The following is an 18,441-nucleotide window of genomic DNA, read 5'->3' as shown; positions in this document are numbered from 1 at the left end:
GTCTAGCGCAGCACGGATTCGCTTGTCGCGCTGGACTTGGCGAGCTTGCCGAGCACCAGATAGCCGCCCGACACCAGCACCGCCCACACGACGCCGACGACGACAGCGGTGCGGCCGCTCTCGGTGAACAACAGCAGCACGACCACCAATCCGAGGAACGCCAGCGCCAGCACCGTGGTGTAGGGCGCGGCGGGCAGCCGGTAGTCGCTCGCGGGCAACTCACCGCGGGCGACCTTGGCGCGGTAGAGCAGGTGGCACACCAGGATGACACCCCAGACGAAGATGATGCCGATCGTCGACACCGAGGTGATGTAGGCGAACGCCTTGTCCGGGGAGATGACGTTGACGATCACGCCGATCACCATCGCCGCCGCCGATGCGGTGATGCCGACGTAGGGCACCGCGTTCGGGCTCAATTTGCTCAGCCGGGCAGGCGCCTCGCCGTGCAGAGACAGGGTGCGCAGCATGCGCCCGGTCGAGTAGATGCCCGAGTTGCACGACGACAGCGCCGCGGTGAGCAGCACGAAGTTGACGATGCCCGCCGCGCCGGGAATGCCGATCTGTTCGAACACCTCCACGAACGGGCTCTTGCCCGCGTGGAAGTTGCGCCAGCTGGACACCGACATGATCACCACCAGCGCACCGACATAGAACAGGCCGATCCGGAACGGCAGCGTGTTGATCGCCTTACGCAGGGTCTTGCGCGGCTCGCGCGCTTCCCCCGCGGTGACGCCGACCAGTTCGACACCGACATAGGCGAACAGCACGATCTGCAGCACCAGCAGCGACTGGCCGATGCCGTTGGGGAACACGCCGCCGTCGGCCCAGAGGTTGGTCACGGTCGGGTCGGCCGCGTGGCCGAATCCGAACAGCAGCACACCGATGCCGAGCAGGATCATGCCGATGATCGCGGTGACCTTGATGGTGGAGAACCAGAACTCGCCCTCGCCGAACAGCCGCACGGAGATCAGGTTGGCGGCGAACATCACCGCGAGCACGACCAGCGCGGTGATCCACGGTGCGATGTCGAACCAGTACTGGACGTACTTGCCCGCCACGGTTATCTCGGCCATGCAGGTGGCCACCCACACCGCCCAGTACGACCAGCCGGTGACGAAACCGGCGAAGCGGCCGAGGAACTCGTGCGCGTACTCGGCGAAGCTGCCCGAGACCGGGCGATAGGTCAGCAGTTCGCCGAGTGCCCGCATGATCACGAAGATGGCCAGGCCCGCGGCCAGATAGGCCAGGATCAGACCGGGTCCGGCCTGCTCGATCGCACCGCCGGCGCCGTAGAACAGGCCGGTGCCGATCGCGCCGCCGATGGCGATCATCTGGATGGTGCGCGGGTTCAGGCCCCGTGCGTAACCTTCCGAGTCGTCGCTGGCTTCCAGCGGACCCGCGTCCTGAAGGTGGCGGTCGGAGGTGGTCATACGGCGGCCTTCCCCTCGTTCGGCAGCGACGCGACGGCGGTACCGCCGGTCGGTGCGACGCACACACGACGCCGGATCGTCGCATGGTCGGCAGTGGATCAGCTCGACACGCTACCGAACCCCGCGACACAGCACGGCCTGCGGGCCGTCAGGCCATGACTATCGGTGGCTACCCGACCCGCCGGCCGGCATGCCATCATCGGTTTCCCTCCCACTGATGAGCGTTTTCATGACTGAACAACCAACGCGGCGGCCGCGGCTCCGCCGCTACGCCCTCCGCACCGCGGTTGCCATTGTCGCGGTCGTCGCCGTCCTGATCGGCGCGGCGGTCGTGACGACGGCGGTTCTCCGCATCCCGGCGCCGCCGACATTGCTGAACCTCATGGTCGACCCGCCCTCCACCCAGGGCGCACTGTTCGAGAGCCGGACGGTGGCCGCCTCCGCCACCCCGCGTCCGTTCCCCGTCGCGACGCGGCCGCTGCCGGACCGGGTTCCGTGGAAGGGCGGGCAGGTCTCGGTCGCCGACTTCCTCCGCATCACGCACACCAATTCGTTCCTGGTTGTGCGCGGCGGCGCTCTGACCCACGAGTGGTATCGCGACGGCGTCGCGGCGACCACTCGCCAGTCCTCGTGGTCGGTGGCGAAATCCATCGTGTCGTTGCTCACGGGCCGGGCCATCGACGCTGGGAAACTCCGCGAAGACGATCGCCTGGTGGACATCCTCCCGCAGCTGGCCACGGGCGGCCCCTACGACCGCGTCACCATCCGCGACCTGCTGGACATGGCCTCCGGCGTCGACGTCGGGGAGAATTACAACAAGTACCTGCCGCTGACCGGCACCGCCCGCATGTATCTTACCGAGGACCTGGCCGGATTCATCCGCGAGCACCGGAGCTTGCGATTCGAGCCCGGCAGTGCGGGCGAGTACCGCAGTGTGGACACCCAACTGCTCGGCATGGCGGTGGCGAAGGTCGAGCGGATGCCGCTGGGTGAGGTGTTGCAGCGCGACATCTGGGGTCCGATCGGCGCCCAGGACGACGCGCTGTGGAACCTCGACCGCGCGGGCGGCCAAGAGAAAGCGTTCTGCTGCCTGAACGCCACGGCCCGCGATTTCGCCAAGATCGGCCAGCTGGTGCTGGACGGCGGACGCGCGGGCGACGCGCAGATCGTCCCGCCCGCGTGGATCGAGCGCATCCGCACCCCGGCTCCGCACCCGGTCGGCGACTGGCGTTATGGCGCGCAGTGGTGGCATCCGACCGGCGGGGACGGCGTGGACCTCACCGCCGTCGGGGTCTACGGGCAGTACGTCTACGTCGACCCGCCGAGCGGCACGGTCATCGTCAAGCTCAGCGACCACGGGACCACGCAGGACGAGCAGGAGACAGTCGAGGTGTTCCGCGCGATCGCACGCGGGTGAGACGGCCTCGAAATACACCGGGCATGCGGGGCGTTGGGACCGGTGATCGGCACTCTGGAGGAGACCCATGATCGACGTCCCGTTGTCCGTACTGGATCTCGCGCCGGTGCAGTCCGGCCGCACCGTCGGCGAGGGGCTCGACGCGACCACCGAATTGGCCCGGCGCACCGAGGCTTTGGGTTATCACCGGTTCTGGGTCGCCGAACACCACAACATGCCGGGCATCGCCAGCTCGGCGCCGAGCGTGCTGCTCGCCCATCTGGCGGCCGCCACCTCGAGCATCCGGGTCGGTTCCGGCGGGGTGATGCTGCCCAACCACGCTCCGCTGGTGGTCGCCGAGCAGTTCGGCACGCTGCACGCGCTGCACCCTGGACGGGTCGACCTGGGCATCGGACGCGCGCCGGGAACCGATCAGGCGACCGCCCGCGCGCTGCGGCGGACGGAGAACGGGTTGTCGGCGGAGTCGTTCCCCCAGGAACTGGCCGCGCTGCTCGGCTACTTCCGCGGCGCCGATCCCGGTGGCATCGCCGCGACGCCGGGCCGCGGCGAGGAGCCGGAGATCTGGCTGCTCGGCTCCAGCGGCTACAGCGCGCAGGTCGCCGCCGTGCTGGGTCTGCCGTTCGCCTTCGCCCACCACATCGCCCCGGATAACACCGAGCCCGCGCTGGCGCTGTATCGCGAGCATTTCCGGCCCTCGGAACGGCTGACGCAGCCGCACGCGATGGTGGCGGTCGCCGCCATCTGCGCCGATACCGACGAGCGCGCCGAAACCCTCGCCGTACCCCGTGACCTGGCCTTCCTGAATCTGATCCGCGGCACACCGCAGGCGCTGGCGACGCCGGAGGAGGCCGCCGCGTTCCAGCCGTCGGACCATGAGCGCGCGTTCATTCAGCAGCGCCGGGCCGGGCAATTGCTCGGCTCGCCGGAGACGGTGCGCGCTCAGCTCACCGAGCTGCTGCGGCGCACCGAGGCCGACGAGCTGATGATCAACACGCTGGTCTACGACATCGACGACCGCGTGCGCTCGTTCGAACTGCTCAAAGAGAAGGTCGCCGCTTGAGCATCGGCAGACGTCGCCGGAGCCGGTGAGCCGATGCAGGCCGCAGCCGTGGTTGGCAAGCGATTCGCGCAGCCGGTGTCTGCCGTTGAGACTGGCCTCCGGGGCGAGACCGGCCAGCATGCGCTTGGTCCAAGTATGCGAGAGTGGTTGCCGTGCATACAGTTCCGCGCTTCCGGTGCTCGGACTGCCCACGTGCGCACGCTGGGCTTCCGGTGCGCAGCTCCCCGAGTGCGGTCATCCGTGCCCCCGGGCGGCACGCCGCCAGTGGTTGCCCGCAGCCTGAGCCGAACACAGGTAGGGTAAGTAAGGCAATCCTAATTATTCTCGTATCGGAGGTTCCCTTGGCCCGCCCTCGCACCACCCTCACCGTGCAACGCACCGAGTGGCTGACCCCGCATCTGATCCGGGTTCATCTCGGCGGCCCCGGCTTCGCCGCGTTCCCGCCCAGCGAGTACACCGACTCGTATGTGAAGTTCATCTTCCCGCGCGACGGGATCGAAGTGTTGCGCACCTACACCGTCCGCTCGGTGGACCCGATCGCCGGGGAGATCGCCGTGGATTTCGTCTTCCACGGCGCGGAAGGAATCGCGGGACCGTGGGCGGCCGCGGTCCAGCCGGGCGAAACGATCGAACTGCAGGGTCCCGGCGGCGCGTACTCGCCCCGTCCGGACGCCGACTGGCACTTGCTGGCCGGAGACGAGGCGGCGCTGCCCGCGATCGCGGCAGCGCTCGAGGCGATGCCGGGGGACGCGACCGGGTTCGCGTTCGTCGAGGTCGCCGGGCCGGACGACGAGCTTCCGCTGCAGAAGCCGGACGGCGTCGAGCTGACCTGGCTGCACCGCGGTGTCCGGCCGCCGGGCGAACTGCTCGCCGAGACCGTCCGCCAGGCGCCGTGGGCGCCGGGACAGGTCCAGGTGTTCATCCACGGCGAGGCCAAGGCGGTCATGCAGGACCTGCGCCGCTACGTGCGCAGGGAGCGCGGCGTGTCCGCCGAGTGGGCCGCGTCGATCTCCGGTTATTGGCGCCGCGGCCGCACCGAGGAAGGCTTCCGGGAGTGGAAGGCCGAATTCAACGCGGCCGAGGCAGCACCGGCCACCAGCTGAACCGCCACCGGTGTGCGTTCTGTGGACGCCCACCGCGTTGTCGCACAGTGGCTTCGGCAGGCACGATGCGGTCAGTCGCCCCAACTGCTCTGCTCCAAGATCCCCTCCCAGGTCAGAGACGGCAGCTCAGGGTGGCGTTGCTGCAGGAGCACACCGGCCAAGCTCCCTGGCAGCGCTTTCTGCGGCTTGGCCAGGGCTTGCGCTTCGATCGCGTCACCGAGTGCGCGGCTGCCGCCCAACCGGGGATACGCGGCGTGCACCAGGTCGGCGAAGCCGGGCGGCAGGTCGGTCGGCGCGCCACCGACGTCGAGACCGATGCCCTCCACGGCGATCCAGGTTTCCGGCGGTCGGCGGCGGCGCCACACCGGCGAGTCGGTGAAACCCGCAGTGTGCGCGGCGATCGCGTCCCAGATCGTGTCCACCCTTGCATCGGTGACTCCGTTGTCCTCGAGGAATCGCGCGGCATAGTCGGCGCCATCGACCTCGAATTTCTGGTCTCCATTCGCGATGTCGGCCAAGCCGATGTCGTGCAGCGCGCAGATGAGGTACAAGGTCTCCTCGTCGTAGTCGACCCCGGGCCGCAGGCCCTGCCGTTCGGCGATGGCGCGTCCGAAGAGGAAGCCCCGCACGCTGTGGTTGCGCAGGAACGGCGCGAGGTGGGTGGCGATCAGATCGCCCACCTTGCCCGCCAACTCGGTCGGCGGAAGATTCAACGAAAGTGGTTGCGCCGTCGCGGGTTTCGCGGCAACGGCGTAGGCGCTCGCGGCAATTCCCGCGCCCATGGCGGCACGGCGTGATATCGACATGGTCGACTCCCTGGTGAGTGGTGGTGCGATCAGCGCGCGGACGCGCGGAAGCGCCTGCGGTAGTCGCTCGGCGCGGTGCCGAGCAATTCGACGAAAGTGCGGCGCATCGTCTCCTCGGAGCCGAACCCGCAGCGGCGGGCGACCACCGCCATCGGCTCGTCACCGGATTCGAGCAGCGCCTGCGCGGCTTCGAGCCGGGCCTGTTTGACATAGCGCCCCGGCGTCATACCGACTTCCTGCTGAAACAGTCGGCTCAAGTGGCGCTCGCTCATCGCGGCGCGGGCCGCCATCGCCGCCAGGCTGTGGTCCGCGCACAGGTCGGCGACCACCGCGTCCACTACCTGGCGCACACCGCCGGTGCGCGGAGCCGGGATGCTGGTGCGCACGCTGAACTGCGACTGCCCGCCCGGCCGGTGCAGGAATACGACGAGGTGCTTGGCCAGGTTGCGCGCGAGTTCGGCGCCGTGCTGCTCCTCGACGAGCGCCAGCGCCATGTCGATGCCCGCGGTGACGCCCGCCGACGTGATGATCGGCCCGTCCCGCACGTAGATGGCGTCCGCGTCGACCCGGACGCGCGGAAACCGCTGGGCCAGTTCGGCACACGCCATCCAGTGCGTGGTGGCGCGCCGACCGTCGAGCAGTCCCGCTTCCGCGAGCACCAACGCCCCGGTACACACCGACGCCACCCGGCGAGCGGCCCCGCCGACCGCGCGCACCGCGTCCACGAGTGCGTCCGGAACCCGATCCTCGGGCGCGTACCCCGGCACCAACAGCGTCTCGATCGGTCCGCCGAATTCGCTGAGTGCACCGTCGACACCCAACGGCACTCCCACGTCCGTGCGCACGGCCGCGCCGTCCGGCGAGGCGAACCGGATTCGGTGTCCAGCCCAGTGCAGCACCTGCACCGGCCCGGCGACGTCGAGCATCAGCACCCCGTCCGACACCGCGACCACGACGTCACCACTTGCCTGCATAAGCCCAGTCTCGAGCCGCTGGGTCCTGTCCGCAAGGACATCTGCCCCACAGATCCGGACATGCCGCACGCCATCCAGTCCACCCACCAAAGCGGCGGCGATACGCGGAACATCGACCGCGACACATATGTGCAGGTACAGCGCCGAGCCGCCCTAAGACAGTACGGCCCTCGGGCATCGGGACGACGCGATGCTGCCGCGGCGCGCGCAGTGACTCCTCCACGAACCAACAAACGGTATGACTCGGTAATACCGCCCTTGGTAGACTGGCCTCGTGAAGAAGATCACGATCAGCATCCCCGACGAGATCGCCGACAAGGCCGCCCGCGCCGTCGAATCCGGCAACGCGTCCTCGGTGTCCGCGTGGTTCGCTGACCTCGCCCGCCGCGAACCCGATTGGGCCGCCGCCGCCGACATTCTCGCCGAACTGGCCGCTGAGGCCGGTGTCACGGACGCCGATCGCGAATGGGCCGCCAGCGTGTTCGACGAGATCGACGCCGAGCACACCGACGCCCTTGGCGGCGCCGCGTGATCGTGCTCGACACCGGCGCTTTGATCGGACTCGAGAAAGGCAAGCCGCGCGCTATCGGACTACTCGAGGAAGCCGCCCGCCGGAAAACGCGGATCGTCGTCCCCGCTACGGTGCTGGCTCAGGCGTGGCGCAACGATTCCCGTCAGCATCCGATTCGGCGGTTGCTGAAGACCGATACGGTGACCGTCGCCGCGCTCGATGAGGCCACCGCCATCGCTGTCGGCGCGGCGCTCGCCGCGACCGGCACCGCCGACGTGGTGGACGCTCACGTGATCGTGACCGCCCGCACCTTGCGGGCCGATCGTGTGGTCACCTCCGACCCGGACGATTTGACCGCGCTCGACCCCGCCGTGCGGCTGGTAGTGGTCTAGCAACCCATGCAGCCTGGCGGCCGTTGCCCTTGCCATCGATGACAGCCCGCGTCGGGCACGATTGGCAAGACGTAGCCAGATCTGACCACACCAACGGCCGGGCGGACTGGATCACAGTCGCCCGGCCATCGGATTCCGCTGCGGCGCGCTACTGTCGTGGCGCGCGCAACGCCTCCTCCACGAACTTCGTGGTGTAGGTCTCGGACAGGTCGATGCGGTCACGCATGGGGCGCACGTTCTTCGAGTACTTGCCGAGAATGTCCAGCACGTTCTGCGCGCCTTCGGGTTTCATCAGGCCGTCGCCGTTGAACATGCCGATCGAGTCGCGGATCGACTGGACGTACAGGTCCTTGCCCGCGCTCGCGTACTGCGGTGGCATCTTCTCCGCGATCTGCTCCGGGGTGTGCGTCTTGATCCATTGCAGCGTCTGCACGAACGCGGTGGCGAGCTTCTGCACGATCTCCGGGTGGGCATCGACGGTCGCGCAGCTCATGTACAGCGACGTCGCCGGATACAAGCCGCCCAGGGCGGCCCTCGTCCCCGCCTCGGTGCGCATGTCGACCAGGATCCGCGCCTCGCCGGAGTTCACCATCTGCGCCACCGTCGGGTCGGTGGTCATGCCCGCGTCGATGCCGTCGTGGTTCATGCCCGCGATGAACGTTTGTCCCGCACCGACTTTCACCCGGGTGTAGTCCGCGGTGGTCATGCCCTCCTTGCCGGTGAGCGCCTGGGTGAGGAAGTCGGTCGAGGAACCGAGCGAGGTGACACCCAGATTCCTGCCGCGCAGGTCGGCGACCGACGTGATGGTGGCCGCGTCGGCCTTCGACACCAGTTCCACCTCGCCCGGCACGTCCGACATCTGCACCACCGAGCGGATGCATTGGTCCTTGGCCTGCAGGTCGACGGTGTGGTCGTAGAACCCGACCACACCTTGCACGTCGCCGCTCAGCAATGCGGTTTCCGCGGTGGCGCCGGACTGCTCGCCGAGCAGCTTCACGTCGATGTCGTTGCTCTTGAAGAATCCGAGCTGCTGGGTGAGCATGGCGGGCAGGTAGATCACCTTTTCCAGCCCGCCCACCATGATGGTGATCTGCGGGCGGCCATTGGCCATCGGAATGGTGCGGGAGTCCCGGCATCCGGTGGTCAGCAGCAGCGCCGCGATCGCGACGACGACGAGTGCCCAATGCTTGCGATGCTTCATGATCAGATCCCGTGGTTGGAGTTCGCCTGGGAAGGCCGCCATTTCAGCAACCGGTTCTCCGCCATGCCGATCCCCCACTCCGCGATCAGAGCGATCACGGTGATGATGATCATGCCCGCGTAGATGCCCGCCGAGTCGAAGGTGCCCTGCGCATTACTGATCAGCAGGCCCAAACCTTTGCTCGCACCGGCGTATTCACCCACCACCGCGCCGATCAGGGCGAAGCCGAATGCGGTGTGCAGGCTGGACAGAATCCAGGTGGTCGCGCTCGGCAGCACGATCGACACCAGCACCTGCCTGCGGCTCGCGCCGAGGATGCGGGCGTTGTCGATCACGTTGCCGTCCACCTCGCGCGCGCCGGTGAACGCGTTGAAGAACACCGCGAAGAACACCAGCACGACCACCGTCGCCACCTTCGAACTCAGCCCGAGGCCGAACCAGATGATGAACAGCGAGGCGAGCACGATGCGCGGAACCGCGTTGAGCGCCTTGATGAACGGCGCGAGCACCTCGGCCCAGTACCGGCTGCGGCCCAGCAGCACGCCGAGCACAACACCGGCCACCGTGCCGATCGCGAAGCCGAGCACGGCCTCCTGCACTGTGGTGTAGATCTGCAGCCAGATCGAGCCGAACTGGGTGCCCTCGGTGAACCATTCGACCAGCCGGGCCCAGATCAGCGACGGCTTGGAGTAGAAGAACGGGTCGATCCACACCGTCGCGGTGAGCTCCCACGCGCCCAGCCACAGCGCGACCAGAGCCGCGCGCAGCCCCCAGGTGCGCAGACGAGCGCGGCGGGCGTTGGTCCGCACCCTGGCCAGGATCTGCTCTTCGGTCTCGTGCTCCACCACCGGCGTTACGGCGGCGTCCTTGACCAGCACGTCATGCGACACGGGAGGCTCCCTTCGCTCGCGCCGCCTCGACCTGGTCGCGCAGCGTTTCCCAGATCTCCTTGTAGATGTCGCGGAACTCGGCGGTCAGCCGCACGTCCTCGACGCTGCGCGGCCGCTCGAGCCCGACGGTGAAGTCACCGCAGATGGTGGCCGGGCTCGCGGTCATGACGACCACCCGGTCGGCGAGCACGATCGCCTCCTCCAGGTCGTGGGTGACGAAGATGACCGCCGCGTTGGTGCCCGCCCAGACCCGCAGCAGCTCGTCCTGCATGAGCTGGCGGGTCTGCACGTCCAGCGCGCTGAACGGCTCGTCCATCAGCAGGATTTCCGGCTCGTTGACCAGGGTCTGCGCCAGCGCGACGCGCTTGCGCATACCGCCGGACAGCTGGTGCGGGTAGTAGCGCTCGAACCCGGCCAGGCCGACCGCGCGCACCCAGGCCGACGCCTTCTCGCGCGCCTCGGATTTGGACGCGCCGCGCAAACGCGGACCGAGTGCGACATTGTCCAGCACGCTCTTCCACGGCAGCACCGCGTCCTGCTGGAACATGTAGCCGATCCCGTCCGGAATGCCGTGGACGTCTTTGCCGCGCACCAGCGTCCGCCCAGCCGAGGCCGGTTCCAGCCCGGACACCAGCGAGAGCGTGGTGGACTTCCCACATCCGGTCGGGCCGACCACGGCGACGAATTCGCCGGGGCGCACCTCGAGGTTCAAATTCCGCACGGCGGTGTGGATTCCGCCGCCGCTGCCGGGGAAACGCTTGGTCGCGCTCCGCAGCTCGATGAGTGATTGCGTCATTGCTTCCTACTCCTGCGAGATCGGGATAGGGCGACCGTACGTGTCCCGCGTCACACCGCGGAGCTTGTGCGCACAACCGCCACAAACGCGGGATTCGCAGGTTTTGCGCATTCTGCTCACCGGTCGGTAAGTGGTCTAAGCTGCGCCTATGGCCACTGAGGGCGCGCGGGCCGTGCGGTTGCGGACCCAGGTTTTGCTGTCGCAGATCGTGGTCGTCACCTTGACGCTCGGTGTCGCGTTCGCGGTGTTCGGCTACCTCAGCGATCAGCGGCTGCGCGACACCTACGGCCAGCGTGCGCTGGCCATCGCGCGGACCGTCGCCGCCGACCCGGTGGTGCGCGCGGAGGTGGCCCGGTACGCGCCCGGCGCGGTTGCCGACGACCCCGCGGTTCGCCAGGAGCTCGCCTCGGGCCCCCTGGAACGGCTTGCGGTGGACGCGACACAGCGCAATGAGGCGTTGTTCGTGGTGATCACCGATGACGCGGGCATCCGCCTCGCGCACCCCGATCCGACTCGACTCGCCGAACACGTCAGCACCGACCCGTCCGAAGCCCTCGCGGGCCGCGAATCGATCACCGAGGAACGCGGCACCCTGGGCGACTCGGTCCGCGCGAAAGTGCCCGTGCTCGCGGCCGATTCCGACCGCGTCGTCGGCGCCGTCAGCGTCGGCATCTCCACCGACGCGGTGCACGACCAACTGCTGGCCGATCTGCGTACCGCGGGCCTGCTGGTCGGCGCCGCGCTGCTGGTCGGCATCGTGGGCTCGGTCCTGCTCGCCCGGCGGTGGCGCGGGCTGACGCTCGGGCTGGAGCCGGACGAACTCGCCGAACTGGTCCGCGGCCAGGCCGCGGTGCTGCACGGCATCGGCGGTGGCGTGCTCGCCGTCGACGCGTCGTGGCGCACGACCTTCGTCAACGACGAGGCGCGCAGGCTGCTCGGCATCGCAGCCGACATCGGCCGACCGGTGGACCAGATCGGCCTGACCCCTCGGGTGCTGGAGGCGTTCCGCAACCTGGACGAACAGCCCGCGCCGGCGACGGTCGGCTCGCACATCGTCATCGTCTCGGCGCGGCGGGTCAGCCGGGACGGGCGCGATCTCGGCGCGGTGCTCACCGTGCGCGACCGCACCGACGTGGAGTCGCTGACCAGGCAGCTGGACGCGGTGCAGTCGATGAGCACGGTGCTGCGCGCCCAGCGGCACGAATTCTCCAACAAAATGCACCTGATCAGCGGCCTTCTGCACAGCGGACGAGTCGAGGAGGCGTCCCGATCGATCGACGAGCTGATCGGCGCGGGGCCGCTCGGCCCCGCGACACCGGGCATCGACGCCATCCACGATGCGTACCTCCAGGCGTTCCTGGCCGCCAAGGCGGCGCACGCCAGAGAGAACGGCGTCGAACTCGTGCTCGGACCCAACACCTGGGTCGAGGGCAGCCTCGCCGATCCGGTGGACGTGACGACCGTGCTCGGCAACCTGCTGGACAACGCGATGGAGGCCGTCCGCGATCGTGACCACCCGGTGCGGCAGGTGGAAGTAGAACTGATGCAAGAGGATTCGACCTTGCACATCACCGTCGCCGACAGCGGCGACGGGGTGGCGCCCGATCTGGTCGATTCGCTGTTCACCGAGGGGACCTCTACCCGCGAGGACCACGGCGTACCCGGCGGACGCGGAGTGGGTCTGGCCCTGATCCGCCAGATCGCGCGCGCCCACGGCGGCGACGTACGCCTGTCCAGCCCCGGTGGCGGGCAGCCGCCGCTCACCGGCGCCGAATTCATCGCCCGCATCCCCGGAGTGCTCGTGGAGAGCGAGGTGCCATGGCCGCGGCAGCTCTGACCGTCCTGGTCGTCGACGACGATTTCCGGGTCGCCAACCTGCACGCCGGAATCGTCGAGTCCATCGCGGGATTCACCGTGGCGGGCACCGCCAACACTCTCGCCGCCGCGCGGGAACTCGTCGCGGCGAAACCGATCGATCTCGCCCTGGTGGATGTCTACCTTCCCGATGGTTCCGGCATCGACTTCGTCCGCGAGATCCATTGCGATGCCATGATTCTCACCGCGTCCACGGAGAGCGACGCCGTGCGGGCTGCGATCGCGGCGGGTGCGCTGGCCTATCTGATCAAGCCGTTTCCGCACACCGAACTGGCCGCGCGGCTGGCCGCGTACGCCCGCTACCGGCGCATCCTCGCCACACCACAGATCGACAACACCCGGGTGTCCGCCGCGCTGCACGCGCTGCGCCCCGCCGCCACCACGACCACGTCGGCCACGGTGGCGCAGTCACCCACGAAAGAGCTTGTCCTGCAATCTATTCGCGAAGCGGGCATGCCGCTGTCCGCCGGTGAGGTGGCCACCGCCATCGGCGTCTCCCGAGCCACCGCTCAACGCTATCTCGCCGCCCTCGTCTCGAGCGGCGCCGTGCGCATGCGCCTGCGCTACGGCAGCACCGGACGGCCCGAGCAGGAGTACTCCGCGGCGACGCAGCGCTGAAGGAACGGCCCGCCGCGGTCGTTCACGCGGTGCGGACGGGGAATCGCCGCGCCCACGGCTCGTGCGGAGTCCGCGCGGCGTTGAGCACGGTGCTGAGCAGTCGATACCAGCCCGCGATGGTGACGAGTTCGAGGATCTGATCGTCGCGGTAGCGGGCGGTGAGTTCCGGCCACAGGTCATCGGAGATGTCGGCGGTGTCGTGCAGTTCGTCGGCGAGCCGCACGAGCACGGCGTCCTGCGGCGACCACACCGGGTCATCGGCGGTTCCGGCCACCGTGGCGTCGGTCTGCTCGACGGTCAAACCCACCTCGGGCGCCTGGACGACGGCGTGCACACCCCACTCGTATTCCGCACCCGCCCTGGCGCAGATGCGATGGATGACGATCTCGCGGTCGCGCGGCGGGACGCGACCGTGACCGAGGATGCCCGCGCCGAGTGGACGCATCCGGCCGAAGAGTTCCTCGTGGATCGCGAGGGTGCGGAACAGCGCCAGTGGCTCGACCGCGGCGCCGGGCGGCATCCATTTGAGCAGCTGTTCCTCGATGCCGGGCGGGTACGGCGGGCTCAGCGGCGCGATGCGCGGGCGGGATTGTTTCGCGGTCATGGTCCGGCCTCTCGATGTAGGTATCCTTGCTTCGGAAATCAGAGCAAGGATGGTGACGATGGTAGCTTCGGAATCCGAAGCAGGCAAGGTGCCGGCGGTCGGCTCGCCGGTGCGCGGATCGCACTCGGGGCGCCCGATCATGGTTCTGCTGGATCTGCTCGGCAGACGGTGGGCGCTACGGGTGCTGTGGGAACTGCGCGACGGGGGCGCGGTCACCTTTCGCCAGTTGCAGGCGCGGTGTGATGGCGTGTCGGCCAGCGTGCTCAACGATCGGCTGCGCGAATTGCGTGCGGCGCACGTCGTCGTCGCGGGAACGGACGGGTATCACCTCAGCGGCGACGGAGTAGATCTGGTCGCCGCACTCGCGCCGCTACAGGTCTGGGTCCAGCGTTGGACCGCCGAAGCCGGAGACGAACCGAACTGAGCTTCCGCCACCGAGAACCGTCCATATCGTGCGGCCGCGCACCCGCGGTGGCTGCGTAGCCGGTTCGGGCGCTGCCCGGATGCGGGCCCTGATCCGCTCCGCGCAAGCGCCAGAAGCGGCGTCGGCAAGACGACCGCAGCGTTTATCCGGCGACGGTAGCGTCGCGGTATGAGCATCCTCGACGTCGCCATCGTGGGCTATGGCTTGGCCGGGTCGGTGTTCCACGCTCCGCTGATCGCCGCCGAGCCTCGGATGCGGGTGGCGGCGGTGGTCACCTCATCGGCCGAACGCGCCGAGCAGGCGCGCCATGAGCACCCGGGTGTGCGCGTGGTCTCGCACGCCGAGGAACTATTCGGCGCGCCGACCGGCATCGATCTGGTCGTGATCGCGACGCCCAACCGCACGCACGCGCCACTGGCCGGGCAGGCACTCGACGCCGGGTTGCCGGTGGTGGTGGACAAGCCGTTCGCGGTGTCGGTGGCCGACGCCGAAGACCTCGTCGCGCGAGCGGAGCGGTCCGGGCTCGCGCTGTCGGTCTTCCAGAACCGGCGCTGGGACGGTGACTTCCGTACCGTGCACGAACTCGTACGGACCGGAAGGCTGGGCGTGGTGCGCCGTTTCGAGTCCCGGTTCGAGCGCTGGCGTCCGGTCCCGAAAGGCGGCTGGCGGGAGATCGGCTCCGACGAGGAGGGCGCGGGCATCCTCATCGATCTCGGCAGCCACTTGGTGGACCAGGCCGTGACGCTGTTCGGCCCGGTGCGCTCGGTGTACTGCGAACTCGACCGGCGGCGCGAGGCGATCACCACCGACGACGACGCGTTCGTCGCGCTCACCCACAGCAGTGGCGTCCGGTCCCATCTCTGGATGAATGCTGTTGCCCCGCAACTCGGTCCGCGTTTCCGGGTACTCGGCTCCGAAGCCGGTTACCTCACCTACGGGCTCGACCCGCAGGAAGACGCGCTGCGGTCCGGTCGCCGCCCCGACGACGGATTGCCATGGGGCACTGTCCAACCCGAGCGCTGGGGCGTCCTCGGCGCCGAACCGGACTTCGCGCCGCTACCGACAGCGCCGGGCGACTACCCCGCGTTCTACTCCGCGATGGCCGCCGCCGTACTCGACGGCGCGCCGGTTCCGGTCGACCCGCGCGACGCCATCACCACCGTGCGCCTGCTGGCGAAGGCGCGCGAATCGGCCGCCGCGGGTGTGACCGTCACCGCCTGACCGGGGCTGGCCACCCAGGCCGCGACTCGATAACGTCGATCTGGCGAGGTCGGCCCGGGCGGGGCCGGTCGGGTGGAGAGGAGATCCGCATGGGTTCAACGGTTTTCGCGGTGTTCCTGCCGCTGGCCCTGGCCTTGGTGATGTTCGGGCTCGGATTGACCTTGACGGTGGACGATTTCGCGCGCGTGCTGCGGTTTCCGAAAGCGGCGCTGATCGCGCTGGTGTGCCAGATGGTGGTGCTGCCCGCACTGTGTCTCGGCATGGTCTACCTGTTCGGCCTCGACGGCGCGCTGGCCGTGGGCATGATGCTGCTCGCCGCTTCGCCCGGCGGGGCGTCGGCCAATCTGTTCAGCCACATCGCCGGCGGCAATGTCGCGCTGAACATCACGCTGACGGCGATCAATTCGGTGCTCGCGGTGTTCACCATGCCGGTGGTGGTCGCGCTGTCCTACACGTTGTTCCTGGACGGCGACGGATCGCTCGGACTGCGACCGGACAAGTTCGCGCAGGTGTTCGCCATCGTGCTGGTGCCGGTCGCGATCGGCATGCTGGTGCACCGCCGGTTCCCGGCGTGGTCGCAGCGGATGCGCGGCACGGTCAAGATCCTGTCCATCGTGGTGCTCGCGCTGGTGGTCGCCGCGGCGGTCGGCAAGAACTTCGAGACGCTCACCGAGAACATCGGCACGCTGGCCTCGATCTGCCTGTCGTTCGCGGTGCTCAGCCTGACCATCGGCTACTTCGTGCCCCGGTTGTTCCGGGTGGACACCGACCAGGCGATCGCTTCGGCCATGGAGATCGGCATACACAACGGGGCGATCGCGATCGCCGTCGCCGCTTCGGTTCTGCACGAGGACGCTATGGCCGTGCCGGGCGCGGTATACGGCGTGCTGATGAACATCCCCGCAGCGCTCGCGGCATATCTGCTGGCCAGGCGGGCGCGGCGGGACCGGAGCACGCCGGAGCCCAGCATGGCGAGCTAGCGGCGGTACCGGGCGATCCGGACACGGACTCGCCCACTGAGTAGCCTTTCGGAGGGTCGATGCCATTCGAAGGGAGCCAGCAGCGCGATGCAACCGCTCGGTGCGAGCGATCCGGCGCGGATCGGCGACTATCGGCTGCTCGGTGTGCTGGGCGCGGGCGGCATGGGGCGGGTTTATCTGGGGCGGAACGCGGGCGGGCGCACCGTCGCGGTCAAGGTCATCCGTCCGGACATGATCGACGCCGAATTCCGCGCGCGCTTCCGGCGCGAGGTCACCGCGGCGCGCCGGGTCGGCGGACGGTTCACCGCGCCGGTGCTCGACGCCGACGTCGACGCCGATCCGCCCTGGCTGGCCACCGGTTACGTGGCCGGTTTCGCGCTGGCCGACGCGGTCGACACCTACGGTCCGTTCACCGAGAATTCGCTGCTCGTGTTGGCGCACGGGCTGGTCGAGGCGCTGATGGCGGTCCATCAGGCGGGCGTGGTGCACCGCGACCTCAAACCGTCGAATGTCCTGCTGGCCCTCGACGGCCCGAAGGTGATCGATTTCGGCATCGCACGCGCCATCGAGGACAGCAAGCTCACCACGACCGGAAAGGTCATCGGCTCACCGGGATTCATGTGCCCGGAGCAGGTGACCGGCGATCCGATCGGTCCGCCCGCGGACATTTTCGCGCTCGGCGGCGTGCTCGTGTTCGCGGCGACCGGTCACGGGCCGTTCGGCGTCGGCGAGACGTTGCAGATGCTGTGGCGGGTGGTGTACGAGCAGCCCCACCTCGACGACGTGCCGGAACGGCTGCGTCCGCTGGTGGCGGCCTGCCTGACCAAGGACGCCGCGGCGCGCCCGACCCTGGGCCAATTACTCACGCAGCTGACCGCACTCGGCATCCCCGACCGCGGCGGCTGGCTGCCCGGCCCACTGCTCGAGCAGGTCAGCAGGCGCGCGATAGAACTGCTCGACCTGGACTCCGGAACGATCGACCGGCTCGAGCCCACGAAGCTCGGTCCGCCGGACCGGCGGGAGTCCGCGACCCCCGCTTCGGTCGATGGACCGCAGTCTCCGACGCCCAGTTCGGTCGACAGGCCGCACTCTCCGGCACCTGGCTCGGTCGACGGGCCGCACTCTCCGACACCCAGTCCGGTCCACCGGCCGTACTCTGCGACACCTGGGTCGGTCGACGGGCCGCACTTTCCGGCACCGGGCTCGATCGACGGGCCGCACTCTGCGACGCCAGGCTCGATCGACGGGCCGCAGTCTCCGACGCCTAGTCCGGCCAACTCGCCGCACGCTGCAGCGCCCGGCTCGATCGACCGGCCGGACCGCACGATGCCCGGCGCGCCGGATCCTGCGCGCACCGCCGACACCATTGCCCGCCCGACGACTCCGCCACCGCATACCCGGAGCGGCAACGTCGAGCATTCGGTGCCGACACAAACGTGGCAACCAGGCCCGCACCCCTCCCACGAATTCGGCCACCCACCCGCCGGACAACCGACTTATTCACCCGCGCAACAGCATTCGCCCCAGTTCGGACCACCTGCGCAGACATCTACTCCGCGCGGCACGCACCGCGCGATCTTGATCGCGGGCGCGCTCGTGTTCGCCGTCGCCGTCGCGGTGGCGGCGTTCGCGGTCGGCTCCCAGCTGCGCGGCAGCGACTCGACCGCGGCCACCGCCACCCAATCCGCAAGCGTGGTCACGACGACAACGGCGTCCCGGACGCTGACCGGTTCCCCCGTCACCACGGTTCCGAAAGCGTTCGTCGGCGAATGGCGAGGAGTTGCCCGCGACGCTCTCGCCACGTTCGACATCGTGCTGACCATCCGCGACGGCGCTGTCGGCGAGGAAGTGGCGCAGTCGTCGAACACCGGCAAGCTGTGGGGAGAGCGCTGTGAGCGTGCGGAGAGGTTGACCGGCGCCACCGAGACCCAGATCGCATTCGTCGCGCGCCTGTCCGGCGGCTCCCCCGGCTGCTGGGATGACGGCTCCACCTCGACCGTCACGCTACGGCCCGATGGTTCGCTGTCCTACAGCACTTCCGGAGGGGTCGGCAACATCGAAGGCGTGCTCCGCAAGAGTTGAGGCGGTCACAGCCGGTGTCCCGGCCGGGAACGCTTGCCCGAGCGCTGGCGTGTGCGG

Annotated in this window: 18 protein-coding genes; 11 read left to right on the top strand and 7 right to left on the bottom strand. The window is 69.1% G+C overall.

Features of this window, described 5'->3' with window-relative positions:
- Window positions 1-2 precede the first annotated feature (2 nt).
- Window positions 3-1,430, bottom strand: coding sequence for an amino acid permease (locus tag ACWPXK_RS20975; protein WP_454197851.1), 1,428 nt, complete (start codon window positions 1,428-1,430; stop codon window positions 3-5).
- A gap of 229 nt (window positions 1,431-1,659) precedes the next feature.
- On the opposite strand from ACWPXK_RS20975, the gene ACWPXK_RS20970 reads away from it, so the two are divergent.
- The 3 genes from ACWPXK_RS20970 (at window position 1,660) to ACWPXK_RS20960 (ending at window position 5,010) form a co-directional block, all read left to right on the top strand.
- Complete coding sequence (locus ACWPXK_RS20970; RefSeq protein ID WP_454197850.1) at window positions 1,660-2,847, top strand: serine hydrolase domain-containing protein; 1,188 nt, start codon at window positions 1,660-1,662, stop codon at window positions 2,845-2,847.
- 67 nt (window positions 2,848-2,914) lie between these two features.
- Window positions 2,915-3,907 carry an LLM class flavin-dependent oxidoreductase gene (locus tag ACWPXK_RS20965; RefSeq protein WP_454197849.1) on the top strand — a complete coding sequence of 331 codons (993 nt, stop codon included), beginning with the start codon at window positions 2,915-2,917 and terminating at the stop codon, window positions 3,905-3,907.
- 341 nt (window positions 3,908-4,248) lie between these two features.
- A complete protein-coding gene (locus tag ACWPXK_RS20960) occupies window positions 4,249-5,010 on the top strand; it encodes a siderophore-interacting protein (RefSeq protein ID WP_454197848.1) in 762 nt (253 codons plus the stop codon).
- A 71-nt stretch (window positions 5,011-5,081) separates the two neighbouring features.
- Here ACWPXK_RS20960 and ACWPXK_RS20955 read toward each other — a convergent pair whose 3' ends face one another.
- Window positions 5,082-5,816, bottom strand: a complete 735-nt coding sequence (locus tag ACWPXK_RS20955) for an HD domain-containing protein (RefSeq protein WP_454197847.1) — start codon at window positions 5,814-5,816, stop codon at window positions 5,082-5,084.
- A gap of 29 nt (window positions 5,817-5,845) precedes the next feature.
- Window positions 5,846-6,790 (bottom strand): GlxA family transcriptional regulator, encoded by a 945-nt coding sequence (locus tag ACWPXK_RS20950; RefSeq protein ID WP_454197846.1) that lies wholly within the window; start codon window positions 6,788-6,790, stop codon window positions 5,846-5,848.
- Between the two features lie 274 nt (window positions 6,791-7,064).
- Here ACWPXK_RS20950 and ACWPXK_RS20945 point away from each other — a divergent pair, with 274 nt between their 5' ends.
- Window positions 7,065-7,322, top strand: a complete 258-nt coding sequence (locus ACWPXK_RS20945; RefSeq protein ID WP_454197845.1) for a hypothetical protein — start codon at window positions 7,065-7,067, stop codon at window positions 7,320-7,322.
- A complete protein-coding gene (locus ACWPXK_RS20940) occupies window positions 7,319-7,693 on the top strand; it encodes a PIN domain-containing protein (protein WP_454197844.1) in 375 nt (124 codons plus the stop codon). Before ACWPXK_RS20945 ends, ACWPXK_RS20940 begins: the two co-directional genes overlap by 4 nt.
- A gap of 148 nt (window positions 7,694-7,841) precedes the next feature.
- Here the strand turns inward: ACWPXK_RS20940 and ACWPXK_RS20935 are convergent, their stop codons facing one another.
- The 3 genes from ACWPXK_RS20935 to ACWPXK_RS20925 are packed head-to-tail and all read right to left on the bottom strand — an operon-like array spanning window position 7,842 to window position 10,580.
- Window positions 7,842-8,894: an ABC transporter substrate-binding protein gene (locus tag ACWPXK_RS20935; protein ID WP_454197843.1), complete on the bottom strand. Its 1,053-nt coding sequence runs from the start codon at window positions 8,892-8,894 to the stop codon at window positions 7,842-7,844.
- Window positions 8,895-8,896: 2 nt separating this feature from the next.
- Complete coding sequence (locus ACWPXK_RS20930) at window positions 8,897-9,784, bottom strand: ABC transporter permease (protein ID WP_454197842.1); 888 nt, start codon at window positions 9,782-9,784, stop codon at window positions 8,897-8,899.
- Complete coding sequence (locus tag ACWPXK_RS20925) at window positions 9,774-10,580, bottom strand: ABC transporter ATP-binding protein (RefSeq protein WP_454197841.1); 807 nt, start codon at window positions 10,578-10,580, stop codon at window positions 9,774-9,776. The genes ACWPXK_RS20930 and ACWPXK_RS20925 overlap by 11 nt, the downstream gene beginning before the upstream one ends.
- A gap of 148 nt (window positions 10,581-10,728) precedes the next feature.
- Between ACWPXK_RS20925 and ACWPXK_RS20920 the strand changes: the two genes are divergently transcribed.
- The gene (locus ACWPXK_RS20920; protein ID WP_454197840.1) at window positions 10,729-12,417 is read left to right on the top strand and encodes an ATP-binding protein; all 1,689 of its coding nucleotides are present in this window, start codon (window positions 10,729-10,731) and stop codon (window positions 12,415-12,417) included.
- Window positions 12,399-13,073, top strand: a complete 675-nt coding sequence (locus ACWPXK_RS20915) for a response regulator transcription factor (protein ID WP_454197838.1) — start codon at window positions 12,399-12,401, stop codon at window positions 13,071-13,073. Before ACWPXK_RS20920 ends, ACWPXK_RS20915 begins: the two co-directional genes overlap by 19 nt.
- Before the next feature lie 22 nt (window positions 13,074-13,095).
- Here the strand turns inward: ACWPXK_RS20915 and ACWPXK_RS20910 are convergent, their stop codons facing one another.
- Entirely contained in the window at window positions 13,096-13,677 is a 582-nt protein-coding gene (locus ACWPXK_RS20910) for a carboxymuconolactone decarboxylase family protein (protein WP_454197837.1), read from the bottom strand.
- Between the two features lie 58 nt (window positions 13,678-13,735).
- Between ACWPXK_RS20910 and ACWPXK_RS20905 the strand changes: the two genes are divergently transcribed.
- The 4 genes from ACWPXK_RS20905 (at window position 13,736) to ACWPXK_RS20890 (ending at window position 18,384) form a co-directional block, all read left to right on the top strand.
- On the top strand, window positions 13,736-14,101 hold the full coding sequence (locus tag ACWPXK_RS20905; protein ID WP_454197836.1) for a winged helix-turn-helix transcriptional regulator: 366 nt from the start codon (window positions 13,736-13,738) through the stop codon (window positions 14,099-14,101).
- A gap of 168 nt (window positions 14,102-14,269) precedes the next feature.
- Entirely contained in the window at window positions 14,270-15,322 is a 1,053-nt protein-coding gene (locus ACWPXK_RS20900; RefSeq protein WP_454197835.1) for a Gfo/Idh/MocA family protein, read from the top strand.
- Window positions 15,323-15,411: 89 nt separating this feature from the next.
- Window positions 15,412-16,302 carry a bile acid:sodium symporter family protein gene (locus ACWPXK_RS20895; RefSeq protein WP_454197834.1) on the top strand — a complete coding sequence of 297 codons (891 nt, stop codon included), beginning with the start codon at window positions 15,412-15,414 and terminating at the stop codon, window positions 16,300-16,302.
- 87 nt (window positions 16,303-16,389) lie between these two features.
- Window positions 16,390-18,384, top strand: a complete 1,995-nt coding sequence (locus ACWPXK_RS20890; RefSeq protein WP_454197833.1) for a protein kinase domain-containing protein — start codon at window positions 16,390-16,392, stop codon at window positions 18,382-18,384.
- Window positions 18,385-18,441 lie beyond the last annotated feature (57 nt).

The sequence above is a fragment of the Nocardia sp. Marseille-Q1738 genome, from assembly GCF_965283145.1.
The sequence above is the reverse complement of the archived record's forward strand: the minus strand, read 5'-3'. Positions and strand labels throughout refer to the sequence as shown.

Excerpts from the sequence above, each read along its gene's own strand:
- ACWPXK_RS20925 (WP_454197841.1), bottom strand. The coding sequence starts at position 10,580 with ATGACGCAATCACTCATCGAGCTGCGGAGCGCGACCAAGCGTTTCCCC.
- ACWPXK_RS20910 (WP_454197837.1), bottom strand. The coding sequence starts at position 13,677 with ATGACCGCGAAACAATCCCGCCCGCGCATCGCGCCGCTGAGCCCGCCG.
- ACWPXK_RS20920 (WP_454197840.1), top strand. The coding sequence starts at position 10,729 with ATGGCCACTGAGGGCGCGCGGGCCGTGCGGTTGCGGACCCAGGTTTTG.
- ACWPXK_RS20915 (WP_454197838.1), top strand. The coding sequence starts at position 12,399 with ATGGCCGCGGCAGCTCTGACCGTCCTGGTCGTCGACGACGATTTCCGG.
- ACWPXK_RS20955 (WP_454197847.1), bottom strand. The coding sequence starts at position 5,816 with ATGTCGATATCACGCCGTGCCGCCATGGGCGCGGGAATTGCCGCGAGC.
- ACWPXK_RS20975 (WP_454197851.1), bottom strand. The coding sequence starts at position 1,430 with ATGACCACCTCCGACCGCCACCTTCAGGACGCGGGTCCGCTGGAAGCC.
- ACWPXK_RS20950 (WP_454197846.1), bottom strand. The coding sequence starts at position 6,790 with ATGCAGGCAAGTGGTGACGTCGTGGTCGCGGTGTCGGACGGGGTGCTG.
- ACWPXK_RS20935 (WP_454197843.1), bottom strand. The coding sequence starts at position 8,894 with ATGAAGCATCGCAAGCATTGGGCACTCGTCGTCGTCGCGATCGCGGCG.
- ACWPXK_RS20890 (WP_454197833.1), top strand. The coding sequence starts at position 16,390 with ATGCAACCGCTCGGTGCGAGCGATCCGGCGCGGATCGGCGACTATCGG.
- ACWPXK_RS20895 (WP_454197834.1), top strand. The coding sequence starts at position 15,412 with ATGGGTTCAACGGTTTTCGCGGTGTTCCTGCCGCTGGCCCTGGCCTTG.
- ACWPXK_RS20970 (WP_454197850.1), top strand. The coding sequence starts at position 1,660 with ATGACTGAACAACCAACGCGGCGGCCGCGGCTCCGCCGCTACGCCCTC.
- ACWPXK_RS20900 (WP_454197835.1), top strand. The coding sequence starts at position 14,270 with ATGAGCATCCTCGACGTCGCCATCGTGGGCTATGGCTTGGCCGGGTCG.
- ACWPXK_RS20905 (WP_454197836.1), top strand. The coding sequence starts at position 13,736 with ATGGTAGCTTCGGAATCCGAAGCAGGCAAGGTGCCGGCGGTCGGCTCG.
- ACWPXK_RS20965 (WP_454197849.1), top strand. The coding sequence starts at position 2,915 with ATGATCGACGTCCCGTTGTCCGTACTGGATCTCGCGCCGGTGCAGTCC.